The sequence below is a fragment of the Streptosporangium fragile genome (assembly GCF_039534445.1).
In the GTDB taxonomy this organism is placed as follows: Bacteria; Actinomycetota; Actinomycetes; order Streptosporangiales; family Streptosporangiaceae; genus Streptosporangium; species Streptosporangium fragile.
On the sequence record NZ_BAAAVI010000018.1, the window covers coordinates 1 to 13,597 of the forward strand.

The 13,597-nt window shown below is 72.3% G+C and carries 10 protein-coding genes; 1 reads left to right on the top strand and 9 read right to left on the bottom strand.

The window, feature by feature from the left end:
• Nucleotides 1–240: 240 nt before the first annotated feature.
• The gene (locus tag ABD841_RS14210) at nucleotides 241–408 is read right to left on the bottom strand and encodes a hypothetical protein (protein WP_344971462.1); all 168 of its coding nucleotides are present in this window, start codon (nucleotides 406–408) and stop codon (nucleotides 241–243) included.
• 142 nt (nucleotides 409–550) lie between these two features.
• On the opposite strand from ABD841_RS14210, the gene ABD841_RS14215 reads away from it, so the two are divergent.
• Nucleotides 551–1,189 (top strand): TetR/AcrR family transcriptional regulator, encoded by a 639-nt coding sequence (locus ABD841_RS14215; protein WP_344971464.1) that lies wholly within the window; start codon nucleotides 551–553, stop codon nucleotides 1,187–1,189.
• Between the two features lie 279 nt (nucleotides 1,190–1,468).
• On the opposite strand, the gene ABD841_RS14220 is transcribed toward ABD841_RS14215, so the two are convergent.
• The 8 genes from ABD841_RS14220 to ABD841_RS14255 all read right to left on the bottom strand — a co-directional run bounded on the left by ABD841_RS14220 (nucleotide 1,469) and on the right by ABD841_RS14255 (nucleotide 13,229).
• A complete protein-coding gene (locus tag ABD841_RS14220) occupies nucleotides 1,469–2,920 on the bottom strand; it encodes a GH1 family beta-glucosidase (RefSeq protein WP_344971466.1) in 1,452 nt (483 codons plus the stop codon).
• A 5-nt stretch (nucleotides 2,921–2,925) separates the two neighbouring features.
• Complete coding sequence (yicI, locus tag ABD841_RS14225) at nucleotides 2,926–5,265, bottom strand: alpha-xylosidase (RefSeq protein ID WP_344971468.1); 2,340 nt, start codon at nucleotides 5,263–5,265, stop codon at nucleotides 2,926–2,928.
• Between the two features lie 42 nt (nucleotides 5,266–5,307).
• Nucleotides 5,308–6,225: a carbohydrate ABC transporter permease gene (locus ABD841_RS14230; RefSeq protein ID WP_344971470.1), complete on the bottom strand. Its 918-nt coding sequence runs from the start codon at nucleotides 6,223–6,225 to the stop codon at nucleotides 5,308–5,310.
• Nucleotides 6,222–7,160, bottom strand: a complete 939-nt coding sequence (locus ABD841_RS14235; RefSeq protein ID WP_344971472.1) for a carbohydrate ABC transporter permease — start codon at nucleotides 7,158–7,160, stop codon at nucleotides 6,222–6,224. Before ABD841_RS14235 ends, ABD841_RS14230 begins: the two co-directional genes overlap by 4 nt.
• An 85-nt stretch (nucleotides 7,161–7,245) precedes the next feature.
• Nucleotides 7,246–8,571 carry an ABC transporter substrate-binding protein gene (locus ABD841_RS14240; protein ID WP_344971474.1) on the bottom strand — a complete coding sequence of 442 codons (1,326 nt, stop codon included), beginning with the start codon at nucleotides 8,569–8,571 and terminating at the stop codon, nucleotides 7,246–7,248.
• Between the two features lie 100 nt (nucleotides 8,572–8,671).
• On the bottom strand, nucleotides 8,672–10,711 hold the full coding sequence (locus ABD841_RS14245; protein WP_344971476.1) for a beta-galactosidase: 2,040 nt from the start codon (nucleotides 10,709–10,711) through the stop codon (nucleotides 8,672–8,674).
• Nucleotides 10,708–11,769, bottom strand: coding sequence for a LacI family DNA-binding transcriptional regulator (locus ABD841_RS14250; RefSeq protein WP_344971478.1), 1,062 nt, complete (start codon nucleotides 11,767–11,769; stop codon nucleotides 10,708–10,710). Before ABD841_RS14250 ends, ABD841_RS14245 begins: the two co-directional genes overlap by 4 nt.
• Before the next feature lie 434 nt (nucleotides 11,770–12,203).
• The gene (locus ABD841_RS14255) at nucleotides 12,204–13,229 is read right to left on the bottom strand and encodes a LacI family DNA-binding transcriptional regulator (protein ID WP_344971480.1); all 1,026 of its coding nucleotides are present in this window, start codon (nucleotides 13,227–13,229) and stop codon (nucleotides 12,204–12,206) included.
• Between the last annotated feature and the right edge of the window lie 368 nt (nucleotides 13,230–13,597).

Here is a 13,597-nt window from a genome sequence, read left to right on the forward strand (position 1 = left end):
GCACTTTTCGCGCAGCTCGGCCCATTCCGCGGGCGGGTCCAGCGCGGCGTCGTTGAGGATCGGATAGCTCAGGACCTGCTCACTCTGGCTCATTCGGCTTCTCCTTGTGGATGGATGGTCGCTCGCCTGCCCGCAGGCGGGCGGGCGGCTGCTCTCCGCCCCCTCGCGGTACAGCGCGGCGAAGCGGTGCTTGTTCCGGGTCGCCTTCGGCGATGGTCACCTCGGCAGCCGGCGTGGGGGTCAGGCCGGTGGCGATGACCACGGCGCCGCCCCGGAACACGCGGCCGGAAGCGGTCCGGCGTCCGGCAGCGTCAGCCGGCCCTGGTGGCCGAGCCGCCGCAGCGCCTCCGCCGTGCTCAGCCCGGCGGCCGAGGCGCCGACGACCGGGATGCCGTCGGGTGAGGTCACGAGGCGTCGCCCGGCTGGAGAGCGGCGGCTCGGCCCGGACCTGTTCGCATGTGTCGTGATCCCTTCGGTCGTCCCGCCCCGCCACGCTACCTTACATCTGCAAGATAACTTACATGTGTAAGCAGAAGGTAGGCTGACACGCGTGGCCACGACCAAACACAGCAACACCCCATCGGGTGACCGGCGCGTGCGCCGCACGCGAGCGGCCCTGGCACGCGCGCTGATCCAGCTCGTCGAGGAGCGGGACCTGTCCCGGATCAGCGTGTCCGACGTCGCCGAACGCGCCGGGGTGAGCCGCACGGCCTTCTACGACCACTACCGGAACGTCCACGAGCTGGCCGAGGCCGCCTGCACCGCGATGATCGACGACTTGATCCAGTCCCTGCCCACGCCGGACACGGACGTGAAGACCCTCGCGCCGGAGGCGACCAAGTCGCTCCAGGCCTTCTTCACCAGCCTCGCCGAGCACGCCGGGCTCTATCGCAGCCTGCTGGGGCCGCAGGGCAGCGCACACGTCGCCGACCACATCCGCCGCCGCAGCACCGCCACCATCCACGACCGCCTCCGCCGGGCCGCCGCCGGAGGCGATCTCCCGCAGTACGCCGGCTCGCCACGCGACATTCCGCACGACGTTCCCGCCGCGTTCACCGCCGGGGCGCTGCTGGGCGTGGCCAACGACTGGCTGCAACGCGGATGCCCGCGGTCTCCGGCCGAGATGGCCGCCTTGACCTGGCCCCTCTTCAGCGCGCTCTACCGCCTCGACACCGGCACCCACACCTGAGGGCGGGCCCGGAACATCACTTCACGCCCGGCGGGCCGCCCCTCCTGCCCTTCTCACCGGTTCGCCGAAGGCGCCCGGTAGCCCGGTACGCAGCCGCCCGGCGCGTTCGTTCCCCGAGGAACGCAGCAGCGGGAGGAGCTGACACGGGCGCCCCGCGTCCCGCTGCCGGCGCGGGGCATGCGGAGACGGGTCCGTAGGGGGACGGGGCGATACGGAGACGGGCCGGGCCCGGTCACCCTGAGGCGACCGGGCCCGGCCCGTGTGCCGGACAGACCGGTGTCAGGAGGCGGGCGTGACCACCCGGTCGCCGGGCGAACCGGCCGGCCCCACGGCCGGCAGCGCGCCGTCGGCCACCACGCGCCGGTACCAGTGGGCGCTGTCCTTCCAGACGCGCCGCAGCGTCGCCCGGTCGATGTACACGATTCCGAAACGCTTGGCGTATCCGCGCGCCCATTCGAAGTTGTCCATCAGCGACCAGACGAAGTAGCCGCGCACGTCGGCACCGGCGTCGATCGCGTCGGCGACGGCGGTCAGGTGACGGTGCAGGTAGTCGATCCGCCGCTCGTCGCGGACGCGGCCGTCCCCGTCGAGGACGTCGGCGAAGGCGGCCCCGTTCTCGGTGATCATCAGCGGCAGGCCGGGGTGGTCGTGGTGCAGCCGCAGGAGCAGCTCCGTCAGGCCGGTCTCGTCGATGTTCCAGCCCATCTCGGTGTACGGGCCGGGCTGCTGGACGAACTCGACGTCGTCGCAGGCGATCCAGGGGGAGGCGGCGCCGTCGGCGTGCCCGTCGGCGGTCACCTTCGGGCTCGCCCCGTCCCACTGGCGGACCAGGACCGGGTTGTAGTAGTTGACGCCGAGCAGGTCCAGGGGCGCGGCCGCGGTCGCCTCGTCGCCGTCGCGGACGAAGGACCAGTCGGTGACGGCGGCGGTGTCGTCGATGAGGTCCCGCGGGTAGGCGCCGTCGAGCATCGGGCCGAGGAAGGCCCGGTTGGCGAGCGCGTCGATGCGTCGTACCGCGTCGGCGTCCCGCTCGGACACGCCCCGCACGTGGTGCAGGTTGAGGGTGACCGAGACCAGGGCGGCCGGGTCGGCCACGTCGCGCAGCGCCCGGACGGCGAGGCCGTGCCCGAGGTTGAGGTGGTGGACGGCGGCCAGCGCCGCGGCGGGTTCGGTCCGGCCCGGGGCGTGCACGCCGGAGGCGTAGCCGAGGTAGGCCGAGCACCACGGCTCGTTGAGGGTGATCCAGGTGTGGACGCGGTCGCCGAGGGCCTCGCCCATCCGGTGCGCGTACTCGCCGAACCGCAGGGCGGTGTCGCGGTGCGGCCAGCCGCCGGCGTCCTCCAGTTCCTGCGGCAGGTCCCAGTGGTAGAGCGTCGCCACCGGGGCGATGCCCCGCGCCAGCAGCCCGTCGACCAGCGCCGAGTAGAAGCCGAGGCCGCGCTGGTTGATCCGGTCGCGGCCGCCGGGCAGCACCCGGGACCAGGAGATGGAGAACCGGTAGGCCCCGACGCCCAGCCCGGCGAGGATGTCCAGGTCCTCCTCCAGCCGGTGGTAGTGGTCGCAGGCGACGTCGCCGGTGTCACCGTTGTCCACCAGGCCGGGGGTGTGGGAGAAGGTGTCCCAGATCGACGGGCCGCGGCCGTCCTCGGCGGCGGCGCCCTCGACCTGGTAGGCGGCGGTGGCCGTGCCCCACAGGAAGTTCTGCGGGAAGGCCCGGGGCGTTGATGACATGGGGGTCACTCCTTGGGGGTGAGGACGATCTCGATGTGGTCGGTACCGGGGGCGGCGGCGATCAGCGTGCCGGCGGGGGTGGGCCCGGGCCGGCCGCCGTCGGCGTGGCCGGCCCCGTCCGTCCCGGCGAGCAGCAGGTTCCAGTTCGCCGGGGCGCCTTCCACGCGGCGGGCCCGCACGCGGTCGCCGGAGCGGGACACCTCGAACACGGCGCCCACGCCGCCGTCGGCGGTGGGCACGGTGACCGTGCGGCGGGCGCCGTCGGCGAGCCGGTAGACGTTCAGGGTGACGCCGTCGGCGTAGTCGTAGTCGGGCCGGTCGGTGCGGGCCCCCGTCGCCAGCACCGCCCCGGGCCGCACCAGCAGCGGCAGGCTGTCGAAGCCGTGCCGCTCGGTGCGCCAGCCGGGACCGGTAACCGCGCCGCCGTCCAGCAGCCGGGTCCAGGTGCCTTCCGGCACGTAGTAGGAGACCTCGCCGCCCGCCGACAGGACGGGGGCCACCAGCAGGTCCGGCCCCAGCATGTACTGGGCGTCGAGGTGGTCGCAGCCGCGGTCGGCCGGGAACTCCAGTTGCATCGCCCGCATCATCGGCATGCCCTCCCGGGTCGCCTGGATCGCGGCGGCGTACAGGTAGGGCATCAGGCGGGCCTTGAGCCGGGTGAAGGAGCGCAGCACCTCGACGGACTCCTCGTCGAAGAGCCAGGGAACCCGGTAGGAGCGGCTGCCGTGCAACCGGCTGTGCGACGACAGCAGGCCGAAGGCGATCCAGCGTTTGAAGACCGCGGGGTCCGGGCGCCCCTCGAACCCGCCGATGTCGTGGCTCCAGAAGCCGAAGCCGGCCATGCCCAGGGAGAGCCCGCCGCGCAGGCTCTCGGCCATCGCCTCGAAGGACGACTCGCAGTCGCCGCCCCAGTGCACCGGGAGCCGCTGGCCGCCGACGGTGGCCGCGCGGGCGAACAGCACGGCCTCCCCGGGCCCCCGGCGCTCGGTCAGCACGTCGTGGACGGTCTGGTTGTAGAGCAGGCTGTAGTAGTTGTGCATCCGCTCGGGGTCGGCGCCGTCGGCCCAGACCACGTCGGTGGGCACGCGCTCGCCGAAGTCGGTCTTGAAGGCGTCCACCCCGATGTCGAGCAGCGCGCGCAGCTTGCCGGCGTACCACTCGCGGGCCTCGGGGCGGGTGAAGTCCACCAGCGCCCGGCCGGCCTGCCAGTGGTCGTCCTGCCAGACGCGGCCGTCCGGGCGGCGCAGCAGGTACCCCGCCGCCGCCCCCTCCCCGAACAGCGGCGAGGCCTGCGCGATGTAGGGGTTGATCCAGACGCAGATCCGCAGGCCGCGCTCCTTGAGCCGGCGGAGCATGCCCGCCGGGTCGGGGAACACGTCGGGGTCCCATTCGAAGTCGCACCAGCGGAACTGGCGCATCCAGAAGCAGTCGAAGTGGAACACGCTCAGCGGCAGGTCCCGTTCCGCCATGCCGTCGACGAAGGACGTCACGGTCGCCTCGTCGTAGTCGGTGGTGAAGGAGGTGGACAGCCACAGGCCGAACGACCACGCCGGCGGGAGCGCCGGGCGGCCGGTCAGCGCGGTGTAGCGGCGCAGGATCTCCGCGGGCGTCGGGCCGTGGATGACCAGGTACTCCAGGTCGTGCCCCTCGACGCTGAACTGGACCCGCGACACCGTCTCCGAGCCGACCTCGAAGGAGACCCGGCCGGGGTGGTTGACGAAGATTCCGTAACCGCGGTTGGTGATGTAGAAGGGGATGTTCTTGTAGGCGATCTCGCTGCTGGTGCCGCCGTCCTCGTTCCAGATGTCGACGGACTGCCCGTTGCGCACCAGCGCGCCGAACCGCTCGCCCAGCCCGTAGACGAGCTCCCCGGCCGACAGGTGCAGCTGCTCGACCATGAAGTGCCGGTCGTCGGCGTCGTGCACGATGCCCAGGCACTTCGGGCCGCTGCGCGTGAGCTCCCGCCCGTCCGCGCTGAAGGACATCTCCCAGGGGTCGTCCCGGCGCAGCCTGACCTGCAGCGCGCCGCTGGTGAGGACGGCCTCGTCACCGTCGATGTCGATCTTCACCGGCGGGGCGTCCGGGTCGTCGCGCACCGTGAACGCGGGGGCGTCCGGCACCGACCCGGCGAAGTGCACCGTGCGGACGCGGATCACGTCCGGCATCGGGGACGACACGTCGACCCGCAGGACCGGGCCGTCGATGGTGTTGCCGCGACGGGTGATGGGCCTGGTGGGGGCCAGCACCCGGAGCGTGCCGGCGTCCGCGGTCACGTCGTGGGCCGCGGTGGCGTACTCGCCCCGCACGCCGGGACGCATCCGCCAGTAGCCGTCTTTGAACTTCATGTCCTTCCGTTCCGTTGAGTCGTTGGCGGCGGGGGGGCGGGGTCACCCCTTGAGGCCGCCGGCCACGAGGTCGAGGCGCCAGAAGCGCTGGAGGAAGAGGAACAGCGCGATGATCGGGATGATCGAGAGCAGCGAGCCGCTGATCACCAGGCTGTACAGGGCGGGCTGCGAGGCGCCCCGGTTGAGCAGCGAGTAGAGCCCGACGGTGAGCGGGAATTTGTTGTCGTCGGCCAGCATGATGTACGGCAGCAGGAAGTTGTTCCAGATCGAGATGAACTGCAGCAGGAAGACGGTGACCAGGCCCGGCGTCATGATCGGGACCGCGACCGACCACAGCAGCCGGAACTCGCCGGCCCCGTCGACCCGGCCGGCCTCCAGGATCTCGTCGGGGACGGCGGCCGCGGCGTAGATCCGGCACAGGTAGATGCTGTACGGGCTGATCACGCTGGGCAGGATGACCGACCAGTAGGTGCCGACCAGGCCCATCTCGGACAGCAGCAGGTACTGCGGGATGGCGAGGGTGATCTGCGGGACGAGCACCCCGGCCAGCAGCGCCCCGAAGATCAGCCGCTGCCCGGCGAAGCGGTACTTGGCCAGGGCGTAGCCGGCCGCCGCGGACACGACGACGGTCAGGAACGCGCCGCCGCCGGCGTAGATGAGGCTGTTGAGCATCCACAGCCAGAACCGGCCGTCGCCGTAGTCGTCGAGCGCGGCGATGTTGCCGGTGAAGCCGCCGTTGAAGCTCGGCCATCCGGAGAAGGTGCTGAACAGCTCCTCGGGGCCCTTGGTGGCCGCGAACACCACCCACAGCAGGGGCAGCACGGCGTACAGCCCGCCGAGCGCCAGGACGAGCGTGGGCACGATCTTCGGCCGGGTGGCCCGGCGGGAGGCGCGGGCCGGCGCCGGGGAGCCGGTCGCCGGACCGGCCGCGGGGGCGGGCGGGGCCTGCCGGACGCTCATTCGCCGCTCCTCGCGTTGCGGATCCGGAACACGGCGAGCGCGGCCAGCGACAGCAGCACGGTCGCGGCGGCCAGCAGCACCGAGCTGGCGGCGCCCAGGTGGATGTCGTTGTCCACGAACGCCTGCTGGTAGATGCGCATCAGCGGTACCCAGTCCTGGGTGATGGTGTTGGTCATCGGCCGCAGCGTGGCCGGCTCGCTGAAGACCTGGAGCATGCCGATCAGGGTGAACACCGAGGTCATGACGAGCGACGAGCGCAGCAGCGGGATCTTGATCCTGAGGGCGATCTGCCACTCGGGCGCCCCGTCGAGGCGGGCGGCCTCGTACAGCTCCTTGGGGATCGCCCGCAGGGTCGTGTAGAGCACCACCATGTTGAACCCGACCGATCCCCAGATCGCGATGTTGGCGACCGAGAAGAAGATCGACGTGTCGCCGAAGAAGTCGGGCGTCGGCAGGCCGATCGCGTTCAGCGCGGCGTGGATCGGGCTGACCGCCGGCAGGTAGATGAATCCCCACAGCAGGCTGGCGATGACGCCGGGCACCGCGTAGGGCAGGAAGATCGTGATCCGCGAGTAGCGCTTGCCCGCGACTCTGGGCGCGTCGAGCAGCAGGGCGAACAGCAGGGCCAGGCCCATGGTGGCCGGCACCATGATCAGGCCGTAGCCGAGCATGTGCCGCATCGCCGAGAACAGCGCGGAGTCCCGTATCGCGTCGAGGTAGTTCTCCAGGCCGATGAACACCTCGGTGCGGATGCCCAGGCCGGCGCCCCGCACCCGCATGGCGTGCAGGCTCAGCCAGACCGCGTACCCGATCGGCACCAGGATGAAGACGACGAACAGCGCGACGGCCGGCGCCGTCATCACGTAGGGCGCGACGGCCGACGCGCGCCGCCGCCGGCCCCCGGGCGGTGCGGGCTTGTCGTTGACAGTGGTCATTGATCCATATCCGTTCCGCGGCCCGGCCGGCGCGGCGCACCTCCCGGAGCGCTCCGGGGGATGCGCCTGGCCGGCGGGGGCCGTCTCAGCCGCCGACGACCTGGTAACCCTGCTTCTTCAGATCCGCGACGCTCTCCTGCTGCACCTGGGCGGCGACGGCGGCGAGGTCGGACTTGTCGCGTACCGCCTTCGGCATCAGGTTCTCGAAGGCGCCGTAGGTGACGTTGGTGTTCGGGCCCCAGCTGCTGAACCCGCGCGCGGTCTGCGCGATCTTCGCGGCCGACGCGTAGTAGTCGGTCTGGGCGGCCATGAACTTCGGTGCGGCGCCGAGCCCGTCGGAGGACTGGCCGGCGGTGGCCGCGGGGTAGAGGCCGATCTCGACGAGCAGCTTCAGGGCCTCGGGGTCGCTGTTCAGCCACCTGGCGAACTTCGCGGCCTGGGCCTTCTGCTTGGAGGAGGCGCTGACCGCGGTGGACGAGCCGCCCCAGAACCCGGTGAACTGCTCTCCCGCGTTCCACTGCGGCAGCGGCGCCATCCGCCACTTGCCCTTGCCGGACGGGGCGACGCCCGCGAGCACACCGGCGCCCCAGACCGCGCTGGGCCAGGCGATGATGGTGCCGTCGTTCATCTGGCTGTTCCACTGCGGGGTGTACATCGGGTCACCCAGGACCGCGCCCGAGCCGACCAGCTCCCCCCAGAAGGAAAGCATCTTGCGGGTGGCGGGGTCGTCGATGGCGACCTTCCACGCGCCGTTCTCGTTGGCCCACCAGCTCGCCCCGGCCTGCTGGGCGAAACCGGCCAGCCAGCCGGCGTCGCCCGGCGAGAACGTGGTCAGGTAGCGCTTGGAGTCCTTCCCGCGGACCGTCTCGGCGAGCGCGCCGAACTCCTCCCACGTGGTGGGCACCGACAGGCCCATCTTCTCGAAGACGTCGGCCCGGTAGAAGAGCATCATCGGGCCCACGTCCTGGGGGATCGCGTAGGTGGCGCCGCCGAAGGAGGTCAGGTTCCAGGTCCCCTCCGCGAAGGCGGACGTGACCGGGGCGATCGCGCTGCTGAGGTCCTGCAGGGCGTTGTTGGTGATCAGGGTCGGCAGCGCCTGGTACTCCGCCTGCACGACGTCGGGCGCGTTGCCCGCCTTGACCGCGGTGAGGAACTTGGCGGTCAGCTCGTCACCGGCGGCCTGGCCGCTGAGCGTGACCTTCTGGGTGGGGTTCTTCTCGTTCCACAGGTCCACCACCCGCTGGATGTTCTCCGCCCAGGCCCAGAAGGTGAGGGCGGCCGGGGCGTTCTCGTCACCCGCGATGGGGGAGGGGGCGGCCTGGCCGGCGTCGCCGGACTCCCCGGTGTCGCCGCCGCAGGCGGAAAGGAACAGCGTCGCCGCGGACGAGACGAGGAAGGTTCTTCTGCGCATTGTGTTCTCCTTCAGCGGGGGTGAGGGGTGGGCGGTGCGTGACCCGGCGGTGCCGGGATCGGATGCGCGAAGGCGGCGAGGGCCCCGGCCCTCGCCGGTGTCAGCCGAGGGGACGCAGCGCGACGACGGCGCGCGGCGCCAGCGTCACCCGGTCGCCGGTCGCGGACCCGGTCAGCAGGTCCTCGGCGGGGTGGGGAACCGGCACGTGAACCGTGCCGGCGCCGTGGTTGAGCAGGAAGAGGACAGGGCCGCGGCGGACCGCCTCGACACCGGGCGGCAGCTCGGGCAGCGCGCCGGTCACACCCGCGTCGACCAGCGCCCGCGCGGTCAGCTCGCCCAGCGCGTCCGGCTCGGGCAGCGTCGCCACGTACCAGGCGGTTCCGGCGCCGGCCCGGTGCCGCAGCACCGCCGGCCGGCCGGCGAGATCACCCTCGGTGAAGACGGCCACCGGCTCGGCCCCCTCGGCGTCGAGCAGCTCGGTCCAGATCCGCGCGGTGAACCCGGTGCCGTCCGCCCACCGGCAGCGTACCGGCCGGTCCTCCGGGGCCGGCATCCACTCCTCGCCCGACGCGCCCAGCACCTCGCGCAGCGGCGCGGGGAAGCGGCCGGTGCGGACGTGCGAGTGCGGGTCCACGACGCCGGAGAAGGGACCGACCACGAGCACGCCGCCGCCGTGCACGTAGCGGGTCAGCGCGGCGGCGTCCCGATCGCTGATCAGGTAGAGGTTCGGCACCACGACCAGCTCGTAGGCGGTCAGGTCCGCCGAGGGCGGCACCAGGTCCACGGTCACGCCGCGCTCCCAGAGCGGGCGGTAGTACGCCAGCAGCTGGTCGGGCAGGGTGAGCCGGTCGCTGGGCCGGCCACGCTCCTCCAGCGCCCACCAGCTGGGCCAGTCGTGCACCATCGCCACCTTCGCCGGCACCGGCGTGCCGACCACGGGGTCCAGCCGGCGCAGCTCGGCGCCGTGGGCGCGGACCTCGGCGTGTATCCGGGTGTCCGGCCCGGCGTGCGGCACCATCGCCGCGTGGAACCGCTCCGACCCGAAGGTGGAGGCCCGCCACTGGAAGTAGCACAGCCCGTCCGCGCCGTGGGCCACCGCCTGCAGCGACTCCAGCCGTAGCTGCCCGGCCGGTTTGGGCAGGTTGTGCGGGCGCCAGTTGACCGCCGACGGGGACTGCTCCATCAGCAGCCAGGGCCGTCCCCCGCCCAGCGAGCGGATCAGGTCGTGGGTGAGCGCGGTGCGCGCGGGAGAGAGCGGGTCGGCCGGGTCGGGGTACCAGTCGTTGGAGACGATGTCCTCCTCCGGCGCCCACGACCAGTAGTCCACCGGCTTGAACAGGCCCATGAAGTTCGTGGTGATCGGCGTGTCCGGGGTGCGCGCCCGCAGGACGTCGCGTTCGGCGCGGTAGTGCGCGAGCAGCGCGTCCGAGCTGAACCGGGAGAAGTCCAGCCGCTGGGTGGGGTTCACGATGTAGGGCGCGCGCCGCGGGGTGACGATCTCGTCCCAGTCGCTGTAGCGCTGGCTCCAGAAGGTGGTGCCCCACGCGTCGTTCAGCGTGCCCAGGTCCCCGTAGCGCTCCCGGAGCCAGGTCCGGAACGCCGCCGCGGAGTCGTCGCAGTGGCAGACCTGGCCGTACTCGTTGCCGACGTGCCACAGCGCCAGCGCCGGGTGCCCGGCGTAGCGGTCGGCGAGGTCGGTCACGAGGGCCAGGGCCCGCTCGCGGTAGACCGGGGACGAGGGGCAGAACTGGTTGCGGGAGCCGTACCAGAGCCGGTGCCCGGACTCGTCGACGGGCAGGGTCTGCGGCCAGCGGTGGCCGAGCCACGGCGGCGGCGAGGCGGTGGGGGTGGCCAGGTCCACCGCGATCCCGGCCGAGCCGAGCAGGTCGAGCACCCGGTCCAGCCAGCCGAAGTCCCGCGCGCCCGGTTCCGGCTCGATCCGCGCCCAGCTGAACACGCCGACGGTGACCAGGTTGACCCCGGCCGCCTGCATCAGTTCGACGTCCTCGACCCAGACGTGCTCGGGCCACTGCTCGGGGTTGTAGTCCCCGCCGAAGAGCAGCCCGCGCCCGGCGGTGAGAGTGTGCATCCCCAGCCGGGGCGGCGGGGAGTCCTTCGTGGGCTGTTCCGTCACCGTCATGTCCCTGTCCTGTCGATGGTTCGGTCGTCGCGCTCGCCCGGCGCCGGGGGCGGGCCGGAGCTGTCCCCGACCACCAGCCGGCACGGCACCAGGCGCTGCTGGGGAGGGTCGTCGCCGTCGGCCTGCAACCGGTCGATCAGCATCCGCGCCCCGAGCCGGCCCAGCTCGCCGCTGGGTGGCTCCAGCGTGGTGAGCCGGGGGTGGAACATCTCCGCCACCCTGGCCGAGGACAGCACCAGGATCAGCGTCAGGTCCTGCGGGATCCGCCAGCCCCGCGCGGCGGCGGCGGCGATCACGCCGACCGCCGCAGGGTCGCTGATCACGGCCAGTGCGGTCACGTCGGGATGTTCGGCGACCAGCCGGTCGAACGCTTCCCGGCCCTCTTCGGCCGAGTCGGCGCAGAAGTCGCCGACGTACTCGACGCCGGCCCGCCGCGTGGCCGCCGCGAACTCCTCACCGGTGCGGATGGTCGGGCCGTACTGGGCGGAGTACGCGTCCGGGGAGTGGTTGAAGAAGGCGAGCTTGCGGTGCCCGAGCGCCGCCACGTGCGCCACGGCGTTCTGGGCGGTCTGCGTGAAGTCGATGTCGGCGTAACTGATCGCCTCCGGGTTCCGGGTGCGCCCTATCATGCTGAACGGGATTCCGGCCTCCATCAGGAACTCGGTCCGCTCGTCGTCGAGGCGCACCTCCATGAGGAGCACGCCGTCGATCAGGCCCAGCCCGGTGAGGTAGCGCAGCTCCTCGACCGGGTCGGCGTTCTCCGGGGAGAGCAGCAGGTGATACCCCTGCTCGCCGGCCGCCTCGGCCGCACCGGTGGCGAACTGCATCTCGGTGAGGCCGAAACCGCTGTGCGGTGTGGGGTACAGCAGCGCCAGGATGCGGGTGCGCTTGCTCACCAGGCCCCGCGCCAGCAGGTTGGGACGGTAGCCCAGTTCGGCCGCGGCCAGCTCGATCCGTCGCTTGGTCTCCGCCGCCACCGGGCGCGTGCCGTTGAGCGCCGCGGAGACGGTGCTGATCGCGACCTGTGCTCGCTCGGCCACGTCACGTAGGGAAGTCATGCCACTCCGGCCTCGGGCTTGCGGGCGCCCGCGGGTGCCGGACGCGTTCGAAACGCTTCGATGACCCGCCCGGCGTTCGGCGGGCGGCTTGTCGAAACGTTTCGCAAACCGTAGGGTCGGGTTTACGGAGATGTCAATGGTGTTACAGGAGATGTCCTAAATGCCTTCGTGATGAAACGTGGCCGGTGCGGGAACGGCGACGCGCGGTCCCGGCCGGTCCCCGACCGGCCGCCGGCGGCGCGGGCCGCCGCGTGTGCCCTCCGCGCCGAACGAGCGTCCCGCGGCCCCCCTTGACCCGGTGACTTAACTGATTAAGGGCCGTCGCCCGGCGTGGACGCGCGGCAGACGTCCCCTGCGAAGGAGGCGGGACGGCCGCCGCCGTGGGGCCCACGGCCGTGACGGCGCCGGTGCTCTCCCGTGCTGCCCCGCGAAGCTCACGGCCGTGACGACGCCGGCGCTCCCGTGCTGCCCCGCGTGGTGAGCTGCGCCGCGGCGTCCTCGAAACCCGGGACGTGCTCACCGGCGATCAGGGACATGAGCGTGCGGGCGGCGTGGGCGCCGTAGGCGGGGATGTCGCGGCTCAGGGCGGTGAGCGGGGGCCGCACCACCTGGGAGAGGGGCGAGTCGTCCCAGGCCACGATGGACAGGTCGCCGGGGACGTCGAGCCGCAGCTCCTGTGCGACGGACAGCCCGGCCACGGCCATGATGTCGTTGTCGTAGACGATCGCGGACGGGCGGTCCGGTGCGCTGAGCAGGCGGCGGGTGGCGCGGGCGCCCTGCTCGCCGGTGTAGTCGGTGTGCACGACGACGTGGCCGTCGAGAGCCAGTTCCGCACAGGTCTCGGCGAAGGCGCGGTCGCGCAGGACCGTGTGGACGAGCTTCGGCAGCCCGGCGATCCGGGCGATGCGACGGTGGCCGAGCGCGGCGAGATACTGGACCGTCTCGCGTACGGCCGCGCTGTCGTCCGACCAGACGGGGGTGAGCGGGCCCGACCCCGACGGGTGGCCGATCACGACGACCGGCATGCGCAGCGACTCCACCACGGCCACGCGGGGGTCGGAGAGGTGCAGGTCGACGAGGATCGCCCCGTCGATGCGCCCCTCGCCCCACCAGCGCCGGTAGAGGTCTATCTCCTCGGTGTGGTCCCTGACGACCTGGAGCATCAGGGCGTGGGACTGGGCGGACAGCTCGTCCTGGATGCCGCTGATGAGCTCCATGAAGAACGGTTCCATGCCGAGTATGCGCGCGGGCCGGCACAGGGCCAGGCCGATGGAGCGTGCGCGGGCGCCGTTCAGCGCTCGCGCGGCGCTGTTCGGACGCCAGCCGATCTCCTCGGCGATGGCCACGATCGTGGCCCGGGTCGCCTCCGACACTCCGGGCTGGCCGTTCAGCGCGTAGGAGACCGCCACCTTCGACACGCCGGCCCGCCGGGCGATGTCCGCAATCGTCGGTCGCTTCACGACCCCCTCCTGGCTGAACCGGTTATCCCCTTGAACTTTCCCGCCGCGTACCTTACTACGCCGGGAAACGCTCTCTGTCGCTGGGTCGCTGCCTGGATGTCCGGGTGGGGAGGGAAGCGGAGGAGGCCGGCGGGGCCAGGGAACGGTCGCAACGCCAACGTGTCGTTGACGTCGTTGTCATCAGCCCTCTGGATTCAGGTTCCCTTATCCGGTTAAGCAATCTCTCCGGTCAGGCATTCTCGCGGGCGGCACGGCCGGCTGCGGTTCCGGCTGCGGCCCGATCGCCGGGACCGGCGGCGTGCCCCTCCGGCACGACAGGCGCCGAACCGGCCTGCGGAGTCCCGAATGACCTGATGTCACAACAGGGC